Source organism: Roseovarius maritimus (assembly GCF_043355895.2).
Taxonomy (GTDB): domain Bacteria; phylum Pseudomonadota; class Alphaproteobacteria; order Rhodobacterales; family Rhodobacteraceae; genus Roseovarius; species Roseovarius maritimus.
Genome location: NZ_JBHFPF020000003.1, coordinates 358,920 through 377,214 on the forward strand (window position 1 = coordinate 358,920; position 18,295 = coordinate 377,214).

Below are 18,295 nucleotides of genomic sequence, written 5' to 3' on the forward strand. Positions count from 1 at the left end.
CTTCGTGCCCGGATTGCTTGCTCAGAAACCGAAATTCGACGACCACTCCAAAACCGGTGATCTCTTGTCACGGAGAAGGAGCCACCCAACAGCAGGTTAGTTCTGCTGGAATTGAAGAAGAGCGCGCCAACGAGGATTATCGTCGCCCAAGTGACGCAGATGTCCCCAGCTTCCTGATTTTGTAGGAACCAGCACATCTGAGTAGGGCGTGAACAGCCCTACACCCAAGTTCTTCCACCCGGCAATCAAGTTCTCGTAGAGCCGCCCCATCTCGGGCGTATAATTCAGGTGGGTAAAGAAGTCCGTCAGCGTTTCGGCTTCCATCTGGAGACCGGTGCCAACGACATGCGTGCCGCCCTCATACATGATCATTTCTAGGTCGTAGCTTCGAGCAATGTTAACGTGGTAGGGCAGTACGCGGTCAAGCAGATCGGCGAGTGAGCCCTCGCGCTCCTCGGTTATCGATCCGTCGTACAGTTCCTGCGCGGCCCATTCACTGGCGGCATCGTAGCGGTGTTTCCGGATGTGCGCCTCCTTCGCCTCCCCGGCCAGACCTTTTCCGTCCGCGTCCTGCAGCGCGATCTCGTGACTGCTTTCTATCCAGGACTCAACAAGATCCCGGCGTTTGTCCGTGCCCAAAGCGTGGCCAAAGTACCCGGTGACGGCGTAGGCATCGAAATATTCATGTGGCGGAGCGTTGCTCTCGGGATTCTCGGCAACCCAAAGCGGCGCCTCAAGAATATCCTTCTCAAGCCCCATCCAGCCGGTCTGGGTCGAGATCACATTGATCAGGCGGTCTCTTTTCGCGGCAAAGACATCCGACCAGATTTGTGCGATCTGCGCCGCGCGCATCCCGTAATGTTCGACAAAGCGATGTTCGCGCCCCCAGCGCGCGCGCGCTTGCGTTTCAGCCCATCTCGTCTGGTCGAATTGAAAATTCCACATCTCGTTGGAGTATTCGACATAGACATCCAGACCGCCATCCAACCCGTCCGAGACCGCCCGGGCGAAAGCACGACAATAGGCGTCGTCCGCCAGGTGAGGCATATTGAACCACGGCGCCGCGTTCAGTCTGTTTGCCAGCGCGAGCATTACCTCCAATGGCACGCCGCGCCAGCTGTAGGAGAAATCCGATAGGCGCGGGCGGTCTTCCCAACGCTCTTGCGTGGAGTTGTTGGTGTTCATCCAATTCATGAAACGGATCGCCTCGAACCCTTCCATATGTCGGAGCCAGTCGGGGTTGAACACCGCGCCGGCCTGCCAGGCTTGCGCATTCTCCTGCTTCATCACCGAGATGTTGCGGACGTAGTCCCCGGTCCGGGACGGATCGGTGCGCTGAATTTTCAGCAGGACGGCGCCCCCCGGCGAGAAATCGAACGTCACCTGGCCGGTGCCATACCGAACATTCTGCGCTCCACCGCCAACCTCCACGATGCCTTCACCGGCAAAACTCAGAACATAGCGGCCCGCATAAACAGCAGCATCCTCCGGCAGATCCGTCAATATAAGTGTGCCAATTGAAGATAGGTCAGCCGGTATCTCTATGGGCCAGCCATTTTCATCGAGTAGACCGCGTTCCTCCAACTCGTCGTATTGGACCCCGCCCCATTGACCGGGTTTATGCCCGATCCATCGGCGTGCGGTCTTCATCACATCGATAAACGGTTGCTGCGCACTCCAGTCATTCACTCGCGAGAGGTTCATCGCCATCGGGACGTCCTGCGCGCGGACTGAAAGCGGCGCAAGGACAAGGGTCAGTATGAAAGCGAGAATACGGATCATTATGGGACACCTTTCTTGTGATGCGCGTGCACCGCTTGCCAGACGGATGCCTGCATCAGCTGAGTAACCTCATCCAAAGACGCATCTCCGAGCCGTAGGGCTGCAGGTTATTACGCACTGGAGCCACGCGCAAAGTATCTGCCGCATTTTTGACATGTGATTGCATATGCGCCCCGTGCCGGTTTCGCCGGCGATATCGTTTGATGCAAAGAACGGCAAAAGATCAGCGAGAAGAAGACAGCCCAAGATGAGGCGATGACGGTGATCACTGGGGAGCACGCGATCATACCCCGGGCGTCAGGTTAGTCTCGTTCTCGACGCTTGCCCAAATCATTCTGGTGTGATCTACTCAATGCCAGTAGTTTGCCTGTTTATATTTTTATTTCAGCGGGTTAGTAATGAGTAGATTGCTGTTTTACCTCTATGCAGGCGTCATCACATTGATGCCTGCGCTGTTGTTGATACCAGTTCTGGGGTCACAGTCGGTATTCTCCCTATTGGCGGGTGACGCCTACCTTTATCTAGGTATTGCACAGAACTCATCGCTCGCGATGTTTAGTTTTGACGGCGAAGCCGCGACGAACGGGTTTCACCCGCTTTGGCAAGTGATGGTCTGGGTTCTGGCGCAGATCACCGGCGACCCGGTTCTTTTAATGAACCTTACGGCATGGTTGGCGGTGGCGCTGACGCTGGCGGGTGTCCTGATGATCGGAACGGCCATCGGGCGCGCGACGGGGTCCTGGCTTCTGGCCGGGCTGGTCACGCCGGGCGTCTATTTTCTCGTGGTTGGACAAGGTCTTGGAAACCTTGCAGTCTGGGATTTCTTTTCCGGCATGGAGGCGGGACTGTCGCTGGCGATCACCGGAATCCTGTCCCTTCAAATCGTGTCGGCTCGGCATGAGCGCGCGACCGCGCGCCACTGGCTATCGATGGGAGTGGTCCTGGGCTTGCTGGTGCTTGCGAGGCTGGACGAGGTGTTCGTTGTTCTTGCCATCGCCTTGACGTGGACGCTCTGGCATCCGCGCCGGTTTTTCTCACGCGTTCCTTCGGCGATCCTGTTGGTCTTACCGTCAGTGGCGTTTCTGTGCCTCTACTGGGCCTATAATTGGGCCACTATCGGTTTGTTGATGCCGATCAGCGGCGCGGCAAAGGGCGAAGGCGCGCTGATTGGCAACGGCTGGATCACCCTCGCCACTTTCTTTGGCCCCCTGCTAGATCTGCGGGCCGGGCTGACCGACTATACCGCTGCGCATGATGTCGTCCGCGGGGCGGGTTTTCGGGTGGCCGAGTTGATCTTTCCGGCGCTTTTCGCCGCAACGTTCATCCTGCTGATCCACGGGCGTTTTCGCGACGAAAACTGGGCACCCCTGGTGGCCGGCATGTCCGGTGCCATCCTGCTCAAGGCGGCTTATGGATTTATAGCCGTCAATTACTGGGATCAGGCACCCTGGTACTATGCCTTCGCAATCGGCACGCTCAGCCTGACCGCGGCGTTGCTGTTGTCTCCGGTGCTGACCAATTTGCGGCGCGTGGCGCCCTCTGCCGTCCCGTGGCTCGCGCTGATCATAGGCCTCGTCGGCTGCCTGCAAGCGAGCCAAGCCTATCTCGCCAATGCCTCCGGGCGCTACAGCGCCCCGCGCGCGATGTTCTGGGAGGACCGCGGCAAAGTCGACGCCGCCCTCGCGGAGGCGCGCCCGGAGGCCAAGCTGGTCGAATTCGGAGACGGGATGCTCAACTTCGCACTCGATCTGCCGGTGCGGCACGGTTTCGTATTTGCGGGCGATATCGGCAGTCTTGAGGCCCTGAGACGTCGCTCGCTTTTGCGCGCCTCGCACGAGGATGGCTATACCATGCTCTCCTCATACGAATATCTGAACTGGCCGGGCGCCTCGCTCGATAAGAGCTCGGATGACATCCGCGCCTTCCTGCTCGGATCGACACTCGATGACAGGGTGAAAGCCGAGCTGAACGAGTTCGAATTCGAAATGGTCTATATCTACGAGCCGCTCTCCATTCCGTTCATCGCATTCCACCCCCTCCCTGCCACCTAAGCCGCGAGCGTTGCCAGCGCGCGGGGTTTCGGGGCTATGTTCGCACCACCTCATGTCGAAAAGAAGCACGCCTATGCAGCCGGACAAGCGCGAAATCCTCGTTGTCGATCTCGACGGAACGCTTTTGCGCAGCGACATGCTCTATGAAAGTTTCTGGTCGGCTTTCGGGCGGGACTGGCGTAGCCCGTTCCTGTCGCTCGCAGCACTGATGAAGGGAAGGGCCTTCTTGAAACGCCATCTTGCGCGTGCCGCTTCCGTCAATGCGGAAACCCTTCCCTACGATGCCAAGGTCATCGCATTTGTCGAAGAATGGCGGGAGGCGAATGGGCGAACGGCGCTGGTCACCGCCAGCGACCAGACCCTGGCCGAGGCAATAGCCAACCGGCTGGGCATCTTCGACGAGGTCCACGGGTCCAATGGCTCGCTCAATCTCAAGGGAGAATACAAGGCGCAATTCCTTGAGGATCGTTTCGGCGCAAGGCGCTTTGTCTACATTGGCGACTCTGCCGCGGATTTGCCCGTATGGAAACGCGCGGCAAGGGCCATTACCATGAACGCGTCCGCATCACTGCGCAGCAACGTCGAGCGCACCTGCGGCTCGGCCATACACCTCGCGTCCGAGGTCGCTGTACCGAGGACCTATCTCAGGGCGCTGCGGCCGCATCAATGGCTGAAGAATATCCTCGTTTTCCTGCCGATGCTCACGGCGCATCAACTGGACGGCCAGACGATGCTGCTGTCGCTTCTGGCGTTCATCTGCTTCAATCTCGTGGCATCGAGTGGCTATGTGCTCAACGATCTGATCGACCTTGCCGCTGATCGCGCGCACCCGCGCAAGTGTCGCAGGCCCTTCGCCTCGGGCGATATCCCGATCGCACACGGAACGTGGATGGCGGCCGGATTGGCCGCCGCCGGAGCGATCCTGGCGATCGCCATCGGCGGTATGTTTCCGCTCGTCATGGCTGCCTATTTTGCGCTTTCAATGGCCTATTCGCTCAACCTGAAACGGCGGATGGTGATCGACATCTGCGTTCTTGCGGGCCTTTATTCCAGCCGCATCATCGCCGGAGGCTTCGCGACAGGTATCCCGCTTTCGATCTGGCTTCTCGCGTTCTCGATCTTCTTCTTCCTCTCTCTGGCCGCCGTCAAGCGGCAGGCCGAGCTGATCGACAGCGCCGCCCGCGGAAATCTGGCGATCACCGGGCGCGGTTACGAGGTCGAGGATCTTCCCATCATCTCGATGATCGCCATCGCATCTGGCTATGTCTCCGTGCTGGTCATGATGATGTACGTGAATTCACCCGCCGTGATGGAGCTTTATGCCTATCCCGAAGTGCTCTGGGGCGTCTGCGCCGTCCTGCTCTACTGGATCACGCGGACGGTGATGAAGGCCCATCGCGGGCAGATGGATGACGATCCGGTCGTCTATGCCACGAAGGATCGGATCAGCCAGGTGTGCTTCATCATCATCCTCGTCTTGCTGTTGGGCGGGGCGCTTGCATGACCCTACGAGGCCTCGTTCTGCGCTATGCCGCCTTCGCCGCCGTCGCAACGCTCGTGAACATCGCCACGCAGCGGGCCGTTCTGCAGCTGGGAGAGACGGGCGATTACCTGGCGCTGGGGATCGGCGCGGGCACGGTCACCGGCCTTGTCGTGAAATACCTGCTCGACAAGCGCTGGATCTTCTACGACGACGCGCGCGGGCTGCGGAACCATGGGCGGCAATTCTCGATCTACACATCCATGGGCATCGTCACCACCGCGATTTTCTGGGGCACTGAAACCGCGTTCTGGTATATCTGGCAGACGGATGCGATGCGCGAGCTGGGCGCGGTCATCGGCCTCGGCATCGGCTATGTTGTGAAATACAATCTCGACCGGCGCTTCGTCTTTACTAACCGGCAGTCAGGAAACACCGCATGAAACTGTCAGGTTGGGGGCGCTACCCCGTGATCGAGGCGAAGGTTCACGCGCCGCGCAGCGTCGAGGCGCTGCGGCAACTGGTCTTGTCCGAGCCGAGCGTGATCGCGCGGGGGAATGGCCGGGCCTATGGGGACAGCGCCATCAACCCCGCCGCCACGATCGTCATGCGCCATCTGAACCGGATGATCGCTTTTGATACGCAAACCGGGCAGCTCGTTGCCGAGGCGGGCGTGCTGCTGAAGGATGTGATCGGCGCCTTCCTTCCCCGGGGTTGGTTCCCGCTTGTCACACCGGGCACCAAGTTCGTGTCGCTCGGCGGCGCTCTGGCAGCAGATGTTCATGGCAAGAACCACCACAGGGACGGCAGTTTCCGGGAATGTGTCGACTGGCTCGATGTGATGGGGGCCGACGGAAATCTTGTCAGATGTTCGAACAATGAAAACGTGGAGATGTTCGAAAACACTCTTGGGGGCATGGGACTGACCGGAATTATCCTGCGCGCCGCGATACGCCTGAAAGCGGTCGACAGCGGCTGGATCCGGCAGAAAACCATCGCGGCCCCCAATTTGCCGGCGGCGATGGCTGCGTTCGAGCAGGCCAAGGATACGACCTACTCGGTGGCCTGGCTCGATTGCCTGGCATCCGGCGACAGTCTCGGGCGGTCCGTTGTCATGGTTGGCGAACACGCGTCGCGGGCGGAGCTTGCGTCCGAGCAGGCACAAGTGCCCTTTCCCCGCGGAAAAAGGCGCAAGCTGGGAGTTCCCTTCGATTTTCCGTCCTTCACACTCAACCGTTTCACCATTCGCGCGTTCAACGCGCTCTACTATCGGATCGGAGCGCGCAAATCCGGCTCGGAGATTGTTGACTGGGACAGCTATTTCTATCCTTTGGATGCAATCCGTGGCTGGAACAGGATCTATGGACGAAAGGGGTTTGTGCAATTTCAATGTGTCCTGCCTCTTGAGCGTTCAGAAAAGGGGCTGACGGCGCTGCTGAAGGCAAGTTCGGATGCGGGCGCGGGGTCCTTCCTGACCGTCCTCAAGCGTTTCGGTCCGCAACAAAGCCCATTCTCGTTCCCAATGGAGGGCTACACGCTGGCCATAGACTATCCGGTCACGGCACGGACGCTCGACCTCTTGCCGCGCCTCGACCGGATCACGCTGGATCATGGCGGGCGCTTCTACCTTGCGAAAGACAGCCGCATGTCGGCAGAAACGCTGCAAGCCTCAGATCATCGCATCGAAAGCTTCCTGCGGATGAGGCGCGAGAGCAGCGCGGGCGGCAAGTTCCGCTCGGCTCAATCGGAAAGGTTATCGCTATGAGCAAGGCACCCGTCTTGATCCTTGGCGCCCGCTCGGACATTGCCAAGGCCGTTGCGCACAAGTTCGCCTCGCTCGGGCATCCTCTACAGCTTGCGGCACGCGACGCCGCAACGCTCGAAGCGGACAGGGCAGACCTGGCATTGCGCTACAACGTGTCCGTCACCCTTCATGAGTTTGATGCGCTGCGAACCGAAACACATGACACGTTTGTCGGGAGCCTGCCCGAACTGCCCATGATCGCAATCTGTGCGGTCGGCCTTCTCGGAGAGCAGGAAACGTCCGAGGGGGACAGTGCATCGGCCTGCCGCGTGGTGCGGAGCAATTACGAGGGTCCGGCAAGCATTCTCGCGAGCCTCGCAAACAGTTTCGAACAGCGGCGATCCGGCACACTTGTCGGCATCAGTTCTGTTGCAGGGGAACGCGGACGCGCTACCAACTATGTCTATGGGTCGGCAAAAGCAGGGTTCACAGCCTTCCTGTCGGGCCTTCGCAACCGTCTGGCAAGGAACGGCGTTCACGTCGTGACTGTCCTTCCCGGTTTCGTCTCCACCCGGATGACGGAGGGAATGGATCTACCTGCACGGCTCACGGCTGAGCCCGATGAGGTCGCCGAGGCCATCGCCGGCGCTGTTCAGTACAAGAAGAACATCATCTACGTGCGGCCGGTGTGGAAGCTTGTGATGTTCATAATTCGGTCTATTCCTGAGAGGATTTTCAAGGGAATGAAGATTTGAGGTGAAGGACTCCCGCATCCGTGCCATCAGGGCGCCATGATCGTCGGCCTTCTGATCCAGGCGGTCATGCACCCTGGAGTTGGCGCGTTCTGACAGTCGCTAAGGCTAAGGCCGTTCGGTGTCGAGATGGAAGTTGCCCTCCATCATATCCGCCACATAGGCACAGCCATCTTCTCTTTGCGAAAAATGCGCCCAAACGTTTCGCGCGAACTGATCAGGGGCCATGAAAAGAGCGACAGAACTGATGTCGTAGCGGCTGACCGGGCTATTCATGGGCGCACCGGCTTCGAAAGCCGCTCGGTCTTTGGGCGGCAATGAATATACCTGCATCGCATAGGCCACATACTCACTGGTCAGCAGGCAGTCTGGAAACGGGCAGGGCACTGCGTCATATGCCGCGTGCGCGAGTTCGTGTGTCAAGATGCTGTCAAAATAGCTTGGCGTTGATATTGAACGAAAAGCGCTATCGTCACTTCGCAGACGTTTGATGCCCTCGGGTGACAGCATCTCAATTCGTTCAGTGCCGCAGTGATAGACACCCATGCAATTCCTGGATCCCGGAATCGTTTCCTTGACCTCGATGTAATACGGCTGGGTTAGAACAACGCCGCAGGATGTGATCAGAGGTAAGGTGCGTGCTGCGGCGTTGCAGGTGCGCTGGGCAATGGCAAAGCTCGGAGCGTTGACGGTGAGGGGGATGCTCTTGCATGACATCTCTGCAGCCGCCGCCGCAGAGATGAAGAAGGCCAGCGATACTGATGTTGAAATACCAATTTTGACGCTGATGACGCTCTTCCCCCCTAGGTAATAGATTATCTGATGATCAGAGCCGGTCAAACCAATGACATGCGGTTCTGCCGAAAATCCGTTTTGAAACGCACTGGGCTACTCTTTTCTTGGGCAGGCTGGTGGCAGGTTACTCACTCTGGATCAGAGACGAGTATATGAGTTCTCTGTCACCAGAAGAAACCGCACAACCGGCCGGGCGCGGCAAAATCTGAACCATGCCCGGGTCAGGCGCCGCGCCGGCAAGGCCGCCTCCGCGCTGACGAGCGGAGGCCTGATATGAGCAAACGCCCGCCGTCTTCTATGCAGCGTCAGGGCGGGTGCGTCCTGATCCTGCCGGATGCGAACCTATATTACTCGGTCACATCCTCGATCCATGTTTTTGAGGCCACCGCCCGCGGCAATCCCAGCGGTCCTATGGCGAGCATCGCGACCTGCGTCAGCGCAGCCGCCTCGATCCCCTCACCCTTCGCGCGGCGGGTGTGCGAGTGCACGGCGCCCTCGGACCCGGCACCGATGGCAAGCGCGAGCTTGACCAGCCGTCTTTCGCGTGCCGTCAGCGGGCCGCAGTCGGCGGTGGCCTTTCCCAAGGCTGAATAGGCGCTCCAAATTTCGGGGTGCTCTTCGGCGAGGTCTCCGGCGGCGCCGGGCAAGGGTTTGGTCATCTATCGCTCCTTCAGGTTGATGAATCGTCGATCAGGGGGTTGGGCTTGGCGAAACTCTCCAGTTCAGACTGATTGCCTATGGTGATCTGCGTGCCATTCACCGTGACGCCATAAGGCTGGAGGCCCTTGAACGCGCGGCTGAGGTTTTCAGGCGTCATGCCCAGAACCGAGGCAAGCCGGCGTTTTTCAAATTCGAGCTTGAACGTCGCGTCACCGCCAACGCGTCTTTGCTGCCGCAGCAGGTAGTTCGCCAGACGCTCAAGCGAGCTTCTGAGCTTGAGATCTTTCTGTGCCTTGATGACCGAGCGGTAGCATTGTGCGAGTTCGGACACGATCGCGCGGGCAAAATTGCTGTCGAGATCGAAAATGGCGCGGACATTCTGGCTGGGGATCAGCGCGATCCGGCTTTTCTCCAATGTGCGGGCCGACATCAGATACGCCGCGTCATTGATCGTCGCGGCCAAAATGAAGGTCGAAACCGGTCTCACCGTGGCCATGCTGGTCTCCCGGCCGTTCCATGTCGAGAAGAGATCCACCGATCCCGACAGCACGATATGCAGGAAATCGCTCGGTTCGCCCTCGGCGATCAAATCGACCTGGGTGGGGAAGGTCTGGACATAAGCGACGCGCATGAGCGAGGCAAAATGCTCCTCCGTCATCTGTGAAAACACGTCGAGCTTTCGAATGTCGCGGAACTCCGAATCGGGCATGGCGTTCTCTCCGCTTTCGTTTTGGACAGGAATTTATAGATTGATAAATATCAAACTATAAATTGATTTATGCGGATATGCAATTGACACATTACCACAGCTGCACTGATAAATTTCCGTAAGTGATTTATTTCGCTGCGCTTTTCCCCATTTAATGATCTAGATCAATTCGGCTTTGCGACCCATGCCGCAGGTGTGATGCCAATCCCCTTTTTTTAGGGGGAAGCATCCCTTTGACGGAGACCCCGCCATGCAAACCGTAGCCACAGCCTCCCGCGCGGATCAGACCCGCGCCTTGAGCTTGAGCACGATTGCCTTCACCGCCTGTTTCGCGGTCTGGACAATCTTTTCAATTATTGGTGTCGCTATCAAGTCAGAGTTGGGCCTGACCGAAGCCCAGTTCGGCCTGCTGGTTGCAACGCCGATCCTGACCGGCTCCATAACTCGCCTGTTCCTGGGCGTGTGGACCGAGAAATATGGCGGGCGGCTGGTCTTTGCAGCGCAGATGCTGCTGACGGCGCTGGCCACCTGGGCGCTGACGCTGGCGGATACCTACATCATGTATCTGGTTGCGGCACTTGGCATCGGCCTTGCGGGCGGCTCGTTCATCATCGGCGTGGCCTATGTCAGCCGCTGGTACGATGCGGGCCACCAGGGCACGGCGTTGGGTATCTTCGGCGCAGGCAATGTGGGCGCGGCGGTGACCAAGTTCGTCGCTCCCTTCGTCATGGTCGCCTATGGCTGGCACGGTGTGGCCTATGTCTGGGCGGCAGGGCTGGCCATCATCGGCGTGCTCTTCTTTATTTTCGCCAAGGACGACCCTGAGCTGGTCGAGCGGCGCAAGGCCGGCACCAAGGCACCCACGCTGGCCGAGCAGTTCGCACCGCTGAAGAACCTGCAGGTCTGGCGCTTCTCGCTCTACTACTTCTTTGTTTTCGGCGCCTTCGTGGCGCTGGCGCTCTGGATGCCGCACTACCTGATCGACGTCTACAGTGTCGATGTGAAGACCGCGGGCATGGCGGCGGCCTCGTTTAGCCTCTCGGCCTCGCTTTTCCGGGCCTATGGCGGTCATCTCAGCGACAAGTTCGGCGCGCGCCAGGTCATGTACTGGACCTTCGGCTTTTCGCTCGTGCTGCTGTTCATGCTGTCCTACCCGCCCACCGATTACGTGATCCAGGGCAAGTCGGGCGCGATTGCCTTTTCGACTTCGATGGGGTTCTGGCCGTTCATCGCCGTTCTCTTCGCCCTCGGCTTCTTCATGAGCCTCGGCAAGGCGGCCGTGTTCAAGCACATTCCCGTTTATTACCCCAAGCATGTCGGCGCGGTCGGCGGCCTGGTGGGCATGATCGGCGGTCTGGGCGGCTTTATCCTGCCGATCATCTTCGGCGCCGCGCTGGACCTGACGGGCATCTACACCTCAAGCTTTGCGATCCTCTTTGCCATCGTCGCCGTTTCACTGACCTGGATGCACCTGTCGATCCGCAGAATGGAGCGTGCGGCGCAAGGCGAGGCACTGGACCAACTGCCGGCACTGCCTGAAATGCTGGAAATCCATAACCCCGCGACGACGGCCATGCCGCGCGTGCTGGAAGACTGGCGGCCCGAGGATGATACGTTCTGGGCCGACAAGGGACGTGCCGTGGCGCGGCGCAACCTCTGGATCTCGATCCCCGCGCTGCTGCTGGCCTTCTCGGTCTGGATGGTGTGGTCGATGGTCGTGGCCAAACTGCCGGCCATCGGGTTCGAGTTCTCGACGGGTCAGCTCTTCTGGCTTGCGGCGCTGCCGGGCCTTTCAGGCGCGACCTTGCGCATCTTCTACAGCTTCATGGTCCCGATCTTCGGCGGCCGGCTCTGGACCACGCTGTCGACCGCGTCGCTGCTGCTGCCGGCGATGGGTATCGGCTATGCGGTGCAGAACCCCGACACGCCCTACCTGATCTTCCTGACGTTGGCGCTGCTCTGCGGTTTCGGTGGCGGCAACTTCGCGTCGTCCATGGCCAATATCGCCTACTTCTTTCCCAAGGCGGAAAAGGGCAACGCCCTGGCCCTGAACGCGGGTCTGGGCAATCTGGGCGTGTCGGTCATGCAGTTCCTCGTGCCGATCGTCATCACCGCCGGTGTCTTTGGCGCAATGGGCGGCGAGGCTGTGCAACTGACCGATGGTGGCCAGCTCTGGCTGCAGAACGCGGGCTTTGTCTGGGTGCCCTTCATCCTGCTCGCCACGGCTGCGGCCTGGCTCGGGATGAACGACATCGCCGATGCCAAGGCCAGCTTCCGCGAGCAGGCGATCATCTTCAGCCGCAAGCATAACTGGCTGATGTGCATCCTCTATACCGGCACCTTCGGCAGCTTCATCGGCTACTCGGCTGGCTTCCCGCTTCTGACACGGATCGCCTTCCCCGAAGTGAACGCGCTGCAATACGTGTTCCTCGGGCCGCTTGTCGGGGCGCTCAGCCGCGCCGCGACGGGCTGGGTCTCGGACAAGTGGGGCGGCGGGCGTGTGACCTTCTGGGTCTTCGGCGGGATGATCGTCGCGGTCTTCGGTGTCATCGCTTCGCTGGGTGCGGGCAGTTTCCTGGGCTTCTTCGTGGCCTTCATGGCGCTGTTCTTCCTGACGGGTGTGGGCAACGCGTCCACCTTCCAGATGATCCCGGCGATCATGGGCAAGGAAATCCGCCGCCTGATGCCGCATCTGGATGCCACCGCAAGCCGCAAGCAGGGCGAGCGGGAAAGCGCCGCGATCATCGCCTTCACCAGCGCGATCGCCGCCTATGGCGCCTTCTTCATCCCGAAGGCTTACGGCACCTCGATCGCGATGACCGGCTCGCCGGTGGGGGCGCTCTGGGGCTTCCTGATCTTCTACGTGGTCTGCCTCATGATCACCTGGGCCGTCTACACGCGCCCCGGTGGCCTGCTGCACGACATTGAAAAAGGCGGCGGCGCGGCGGGATCCACCGCCCAGCCCGCACAATAACATCTTTGAATTCGCGGGCGGCGCAGGCCGCCGCCCCCGGCTTGAACATCGAAAGGACAGCAAGATGAGCCATCTGCTCGACAGACTGAACTTCTTCCAGAGCAAGGAACTGGAGCAATTCTCGGATGGTTGGGGTCAGACCACCAGCGAGAGCCGCGATTGGGAGGACACCTACCGGAACCGTTGGCGGCACGACAAGATCGTCCGCTCGACCCACGGGGTGAACTGCACCGGGTCGTGCTCGTGGAAGATCTACGTGAAATCCGGCATCGTCACCTGGGAGACTCAGCAGACCGATTATCCGCGCACCCGCGCCGGCCTGCCCAACCACGAGCCGCGCGGATGCGCGCGCGGCGCCTCCTATAGCTGGTATCTCTACTCGGCCAACCGCGTGAAGAACCCGCTGATCCGCGGCAGCCTGATGCGCGCTTGGCGCAAGATGCGCGAGACGATGACGCCCGTGGCCGCCTGGGCGGCAATCCAGAATGATCCCAAGCTGCGCGCCTCCTATGTCAAGACCCGCGGCAAGGGCGGTTTTGTTCGCGCCACATGGGACGAGGCAACCGAGATCGTCGGCGCGGCGAACGCCCATACCGCCAAGGTCCACGGCCCAGACCGGGTGTTCGGCTTTTCCCCGATCCCGGCCATGTCGATGGTCAGCTATGCTGCCGGATCGCGCTATCTCAGCCTTCTGGGCGGCACCTGCATGTCCTTCTATGACTGGTATTGCGATCTGCCTCCCGCCTCGCCGCAGACCTGGGGCGAGCAGACGGACGTGCCGGAATCGGCCGATTGGTACAATGCGGGCTTCCTGATGCTCTGGGGTTCGAACGTGCCGCAGACCCGCACGCCGGATGCGCATTTCTATACCGAGGTGCGCTATCGCGGCACCAAATCCGCCGTGGTCAGCCCGGACTATTCCGAGGCCGCCAAGTTCGGCGATATCTGGCTGAACCCGCAGGCGGGCACCGATGCCGCGCTGGCCATGGCCATGGGTCATGTCATCCTGCGCGAGTATCATCTGGACCGGCAGGCTGAGTATTTTGAGGAATACGCACGCAAATACACGGATATGCCGATGCTTGTCCGCCTTGACGAAACGGATGGGCGGCTTGTCCCCGGCCGGATGCTGCGCGCCGAGGATTTCGACGACAAGCTGGGCGAGACCAACAACCCCGACTGGAAAACCGTCGCCTATGACACGGCCACGGGTAAGATCGTGGCGCCCAACGGCTCTATCGGTTTCCGCTGGGGCGAAGAGGGCAAATGGAACCTCGAGCAGCAGGCCAAGGGCGCCGAGGCGCAACTGCGCCTGAGCCAGATCCTGGAAGAGGATCACGATGAAGTGGTCGGGGTCGATTTCCCCTATTTCGGCGGCGCCGCAACCGGCGATTTCGTCAAATGCGATCACCCCGAGGTGCTGACCCGCAACATTCCCGCACAGCGCGTCACGCTGGCCGATGGCACCGAGGCGCTGGTTGCGACGGTCTTTGACCTCTTCTGCGCGAATTACGGCCTCGATCGTGGTCTTGGCGGTGATTGGGTGTCGAAAGACTTCAACGATGACAGCCCCTACACCCCCGCCTGGGCCGAAAAGATCACTGGCCTCGAGCGCGAGAAGATCATCGCGGTCGCCCGTGAATTCGCATCCAACGCCGAAAAGACTGAAGGCAAGTCGATGGTCATCCTCGGGGCCGGTGTGAACCACTGGTATCACATGGACATGAACTATCGCGGCATCATCAACATGCTGGTGATGTGTGGCTGCATCGGCAAGGAAGGCGGCGGCTGGTCGCATTACGTTGGCCAGGAGAAGCTGCGCCCGCAAACCGGCTGGCAGCCTCTGGCCTTCGCGCTGGACTGGAACCGCCCGCCGCGGCACATGAACGCGACCAGCGCCTGGTATGCCCACACTGATCAGTGGCGCTACGAGACGCTGCGCGCGGGCGAGATCCTGTCGCCCACCGCGCCCGAGGGCGATTGGGATATCAGCCTGATCGACTACAATATCCGGGCCGAGCGCATGGGTTGGCTGCCCTCCGCGCCGCAGCTGAAAACCAACCCGCTGGAAGTGGCGAAAGCGGCCAAGAAAGCCGGCAAGGAGATCAAGGATTACGTTGCCGAGCAGCTGAAATCCGGCGACCTGCAGATGTCCTGCGAAGATCCCGACGCGCCGGAAAACTGGCCGCGCAACCTCTTCGTCTGGCGCTCGAACCTCTTGGGTTCGTCCGGCAAGGGGCATGAGTATTTCCTCAAGCATCTCTTGGGCACCGATCACGGCGTGATGGGCAAGGACCTGGGCGAGGAAGGCGGCGTGATGCCGAAGGAGGCCGTCTGGCATGACGAGGCGCCCAAGGGCAAGCTCGATCTGCTGGTCACCATCGACTTCCGCATGTCCACCACCTGCGTCTATTCAGACATCGTGCTGCCGACGGCCAGCTGGTATGAAAAGGACGATCTGAACACGTCCGACATGCACCCGTTCATCCATCCGCTGCAGGCAGCCGTGGATCCGGCCTATGAAAGCCGCTCGGACTGGGAGATCTTCAAGACGATCGCCAAGAAATTCAGCGAGGTGGCGCCCGAGGTGCTGGGGGTGGAGACGGATATCGTCCAGCTACCGCTGCTGCACGACACACCCGGCGAATTGGCGCAGGCCCATGTGAAGGACTGGAAAAAGGGCGAGTGCGAGCTGATCCCCGGAAAGACCGCGCCGAACTATATAGCGGTCGAGCGGGATTATCCGAACCTCTACAAGAAGTTCACGTCGGTCGGCCCGCTTTTGGAAAAGCTGGGCAATGGCGGCAAGGGGATCACTTGGGACACCAAGGTTGAGGTCGGGCATCTGCGCGATCTGAACGGCGAGGTTCTGGACGAGGGCGTGTCGAAAGGCCAGCCCAAGCTGAACACCGCTATCGACGCGGCCGAGATGATCCTGATGCTGGCGCCCGAGACCAACGGCGAAGTTGCCGTCAAGGCATGGGAAGAGCTCGAAAAACCCACCGGCCGGCACCACGCGCATCTGGCCGAGGGCGCGCATCACACCAAGATCCGCTTCCGCGATATCGCGGCCCAACCGCGCAAGATCATCTCGTCGCCCACATGGTCGGGCATCGAGAGCGAGGAGGTCTGCTATAACGCCGGCTATACCAACGTGCACGAGCTGATCCCGTGGCGGACCCTCACGGGCCGGCAGCAACTCTATCAGGATCACCTGTGGATGCGGGCCTTTGGCGAGGGTTTCGTCAGCTATCGGCCTCCGGTAGACCTCAAGACCATCACCAAGGCCGTCAACAACGACGCGGCCGAGGGCAGTCCGCATGTGGTGCTGAACTTTATCACGCCTCACCAGAAATGGGGTATCCACAGCACCTATACCGACAACCTGCTGATGCTGACGCTGAACAGGGGCGGGCCCGTGGTCTGGATGTCCGAGGTGGACGCGCAGAAGGCCGGGCTGGTCGATAACGACTGGATCGAGGCCTACAACACCAACGGCGCGCTGACCGCGCGGGTGGTGGTGAGCCAGCGGATCAAGCAAGGCACGCTGTTCATGTATCACGCGCAGGAAAAGATCGTGAATACGCCCGGCTCGGAAAAGACCGGCAATCGCGGCGGCATCCACAACTCGGTCACGCGCACCACGCTGAAACCGACGCATATGATCGGCGGCTACGCGCAGCTGTCCTACGGCTTCAACTATTACGGCACCGTGGGCAGCAACCGCGACGAGTTCGTGATCGTGCGCAAGATGAAGAAGATCGACTGGCTGGACACCCCCGCAGCCCAGTCCTCAACCGATAAAGTGGAGGCAGCAGAATGAGAGTTCGCGCACAAATCGGCAAGGTTCTGAACCTGGACAAATGCATCGGGTGTCACACCTGCTCTGTTACCTGCAAGAACGTCTGGACGAGCCGCGACGGCGTGGAATACGCTTGGTTCAACAACGTCGAGAGCAAACCCGGCACCGGCTATCCGACCGACTGGGAAAATCAGGCGCGCTGGAATGGCGGCTGGTCCCGCTCGGCCAGCGGCAAGCTGCACCCCAAGCAGGGCAGCAAGTGGCGGATTCTGGCGAATATCTTTGCCAACCCGTCCATGCCCGAGATTGACGACTACTACGAGCCGTTCGATTTCGACTATGACCACCTGAAATCCGCGCCCGACATGAATGCCTTTCCCAGCGCGCGCCCCCGGTCCAGGATCACCGGCGAGCGGATGGAAAAGATCGAGAAGGGCCCGAACTGGGAGGAAATCCTGGGCGGTGAATTCTCGAAGCGCTCGAAGGACTACAACTTCGAGAACGTGCAGAAGGAGATCTATGGAGAGTATGAAAATACCTTCATGCTGTATCTGCCGCGCCTGTGCGAGCATTGCCTCAACCCCACCTGTTCCGCATCCTGCCCGTCGGGCGCGATCTACAAGCGCGAGGAGGACGGCATCGTCCTGATCGACCAGGAGAAATGCCGGGGCTGGCGGATGTGCATCTCGGGCTGCCCCTACAAGAAGGTCTATTACAACTGGGATACCGGCAAATCCGAGAAATGCACCTTCTGCTATCCGCGCATCGAGTCCGGCAACCCGACGGTCTGCTCGGAAACCTGCGTGGGGCGCATCCGCTATCTGGGGGTCATCCTCTATGACGCGGACAAGATCGAGGCAGCGGCAAGTGCCGAGCGCGAGACCGATCTTTACGGTGCGCAGATGGACGTCTTCCTCGACCCGAACGATCCCGAAGTGATCGCCGCGGCCCGCCGCGACGGTGTGCCTGACGACTGGATCGAGGCGGCCAAGGTCAGCCCCGTCTGGAAGATGGCGATGGACTGGAAGGTCGCCTTCCCGCTGCATCCCGAATACCGGACGCTGCCGATGGTGTGGTACATCCCGCCGCTTTCGCCGATCCAGAACGCGGCCGAGGCCGGCCAGATCGCGATGAGCGACCAGATGCCCGATGTACGCAGCCTGCGCATTCCGGTCAAATACCTCGCCAACTTGCTGACCGCAGGTGACGAGGAGCCGATCGTGCATGCGCTTGAGCGCATGTCGGCCATGCGTCTCTACATGCGCGCGCTCAGCGTCGATGGCGTGCGGGACGAGGCGATTGCCGCCCGCGTCGGCATGTCGGGCCGCGTGATCGAGGACATGTACAAGATCATGGCCATCGCCGATTACGAGGATCGTTTCGCGATCCCCACGGCGCACCGCGAACAGAACGAGGCAGGCGCGGACATCCGTGGCGGTTGCGGTTTCACCGATGGCAACGGCTGTTCTTCCGGCAGCGCCGGCAAGACCACCCTGTTCGGCGGCAAGAAGAAATCCTTTGCCCTACCTACGGAGACATTCTGATG

At 60.5% G+C, this 18,295-nt stretch carries 12 protein-coding genes; 8 read left to right on the plus strand and 4 right to left on the minus strand.

The window, feature by feature from the left end; translation table 11 throughout:
• Nucleotides 1-96: 96 nt before the first annotated feature.
• Nucleotides 97-1,782 carry a hypothetical protein gene (locus ACEWPM_RS09120; RefSeq protein WP_393961359.1) on the minus strand — a complete coding sequence of 562 codons (1,686 nt, stop codon included), beginning with the start codon at nucleotides 1,780-1,782 and terminating at the stop codon, nucleotides 97-99.
• A 398-nt stretch (nucleotides 1,783-2,180) separates the two neighbouring features.
• Between ACEWPM_RS09120 and ACEWPM_RS09125 the strand changes: the two genes are divergently transcribed.
• The 5 genes from ACEWPM_RS09125 to ACEWPM_RS09145 all read left to right on the plus strand — a co-directional run bounded on the left by ACEWPM_RS09125 (nucleotide 2,181) and on the right by ACEWPM_RS09145 (nucleotide 7,812).
• Entirely contained in the window at nucleotides 2,181-3,833 is a 1,653-nt protein-coding gene (locus tag ACEWPM_RS09125) for a hypothetical protein (RefSeq protein ID WP_393961360.1), read from the plus strand.
• Nucleotides 3,834-3,906: 73 nt separating this feature from the next.
• Nucleotides 3,907-5,337 (plus strand): UbiA family prenyltransferase, encoded by a 1,431-nt coding sequence (locus tag ACEWPM_RS09130; RefSeq protein WP_393961361.1) that lies wholly within the window; start codon nucleotides 3,907-3,909, stop codon nucleotides 5,335-5,337.
• Complete coding sequence (locus tag ACEWPM_RS09135; protein WP_393961362.1) at nucleotides 5,334-5,756, plus strand: GtrA family protein; 423 nt, start codon at nucleotides 5,334-5,336, stop codon at nucleotides 5,754-5,756. The genes ACEWPM_RS09130 and ACEWPM_RS09135 overlap by 4 nt, the downstream gene beginning before the upstream one ends.
• Nucleotides 5,753-7,078: an FAD-binding oxidoreductase gene (locus tag ACEWPM_RS09140; protein WP_393961363.1), complete on the plus strand. Its 1,326-nt coding sequence runs from the start codon at nucleotides 5,753-5,755 to the stop codon at nucleotides 7,076-7,078. The genes ACEWPM_RS09135 and ACEWPM_RS09140 overlap by 4 nt, the downstream gene beginning before the upstream one ends.
• Nucleotides 7,075-7,812: an SDR family oxidoreductase gene (locus tag ACEWPM_RS09145; protein WP_393961364.1), complete on the plus strand. Its 738-nt coding sequence runs from the start codon at nucleotides 7,075-7,077 to the stop codon at nucleotides 7,810-7,812. The genes ACEWPM_RS09140 and ACEWPM_RS09145 overlap by 4 nt, the downstream gene beginning before the upstream one ends.
• Nucleotides 7,813-7,917: 105 nt before the next feature.
• Here ACEWPM_RS09145 and ACEWPM_RS09150 read toward each other — a convergent pair whose 3' ends face one another.
• The 3 genes from ACEWPM_RS09150 to ACEWPM_RS09160 form a co-directional block, all read right to left on the minus strand.
• Nucleotides 7,918-8,649, minus strand: a complete 732-nt coding sequence (locus tag ACEWPM_RS09150) for a DUF6639 family protein (protein WP_393961365.1) — start codon at nucleotides 8,647-8,649, stop codon at nucleotides 7,918-7,920.
• A gap of 302 nt (nucleotides 8,650-8,951) precedes the next feature.
• Nucleotides 8,952-9,263: a carboxymuconolactone decarboxylase family protein gene (locus ACEWPM_RS09155; protein ID WP_393961366.1), complete on the minus strand. Its 312-nt coding sequence runs from the start codon at nucleotides 9,261-9,263 to the stop codon at nucleotides 8,952-8,954.
• Between the two features lie 11 nt (nucleotides 9,264-9,274).
• Complete coding sequence (locus ACEWPM_RS09160; protein WP_393961367.1) at nucleotides 9,275-9,973, minus strand: cyclic nucleotide-binding domain-containing protein; 699 nt, start codon at nucleotides 9,971-9,973, stop codon at nucleotides 9,275-9,277.
• Between the two features lie 250 nt (nucleotides 9,974-10,223).
• Between ACEWPM_RS09160 and ACEWPM_RS09165 the strand changes: the two genes are divergently transcribed.
• From ACEWPM_RS09165 to narH, 3 genes are all read left to right on the plus strand, one after another.
• On the plus strand, nucleotides 10,224-12,947 hold the full coding sequence (locus ACEWPM_RS09165; protein ID WP_393961368.1) for a nitrate/nitrite transporter: 2,724 nt from the start codon (nucleotides 10,224-10,226) through the stop codon (nucleotides 12,945-12,947).
• A gap of 64 nt (nucleotides 12,948-13,011) precedes the next feature.
• On the plus strand, nucleotides 13,012-16,770 hold the full coding sequence (locus ACEWPM_RS09170; RefSeq protein WP_393961369.1) for a nitrate reductase subunit alpha: 3,759 nt from the start codon (nucleotides 13,012-13,014) through the stop codon (nucleotides 16,768-16,770).
• Nucleotides 16,767-18,293: a nitrate reductase subunit beta gene (narH, locus tag ACEWPM_RS09175; RefSeq protein WP_393961370.1), complete on the plus strand. Its 1,527-nt coding sequence runs from the start codon at nucleotides 16,767-16,769 to the stop codon at nucleotides 18,291-18,293. Before ACEWPM_RS09170 ends, narH begins: the two co-directional genes overlap by 4 nt.
• The last annotated feature ends 2 nt before the right edge of the window (nucleotides 18,294-18,295 follow it).

Bases quoted from the DNA above. Each gene is read 5' to 3' on its own strand.
- ACEWPM_RS09120 (WP_393961359.1), bottom strand. From the start codon at position 1,782: ATGATCCGTATTCTCGCTTTCATACTGACCCTTGTCCTTGCGCCGCTT.
- ACEWPM_RS09125 (WP_393961360.1), top strand. From the start codon at position 2,181: ATGAGTAGATTGCTGTTTTACCTCTATGCAGGCGTCATCACATTGATG.
- ACEWPM_RS09130 (WP_393961361.1), top strand. From the start codon at position 3,907: ATGCAGCCGGACAAGCGCGAAATCCTCGTTGTCGATCTCGACGGAACG.
- ACEWPM_RS09135 (WP_393961362.1), top strand. From the start codon at position 5,334: ATGACCCTACGAGGCCTCGTTCTGCGCTATGCCGCCTTCGCCGCCGTC.
- ACEWPM_RS09140 (WP_393961363.1), top strand. From the start codon at position 5,753: ATGAAACTGTCAGGTTGGGGGCGCTACCCCGTGATCGAGGCGAAGGTT.
- ACEWPM_RS09145 (WP_393961364.1), top strand. From the start codon at position 7,075: ATGAGCAAGGCACCCGTCTTGATCCTTGGCGCCCGCTCGGACATTGCC.
- ACEWPM_RS09155 (WP_393961366.1), bottom strand. From the start codon at position 9,263: ATGACCAAACCCTTGCCCGGCGCCGCCGGAGACCTCGCCGAAGAGCAC.
- ACEWPM_RS09160 (WP_393961367.1), bottom strand. From the start codon at position 9,973: ATGCCCGATTCGGAGTTCCGCGACATTCGAAAGCTCGACGTGTTTTCA.
- ACEWPM_RS09165 (WP_393961368.1), top strand. From the start codon at position 10,224: ATGCAAACCGTAGCCACAGCCTCCCGCGCGGATCAGACCCGCGCCTTG.
- ACEWPM_RS09170 (WP_393961369.1), top strand. From the start codon at position 13,012: ATGAGCCATCTGCTCGACAGACTGAACTTCTTCCAGAGCAAGGAACTG.
- narH (WP_393961370.1), top strand. From the start codon at position 16,767: ATGAGAGTTCGCGCACAAATCGGCAAGGTTCTGAACCTGGACAAATGC.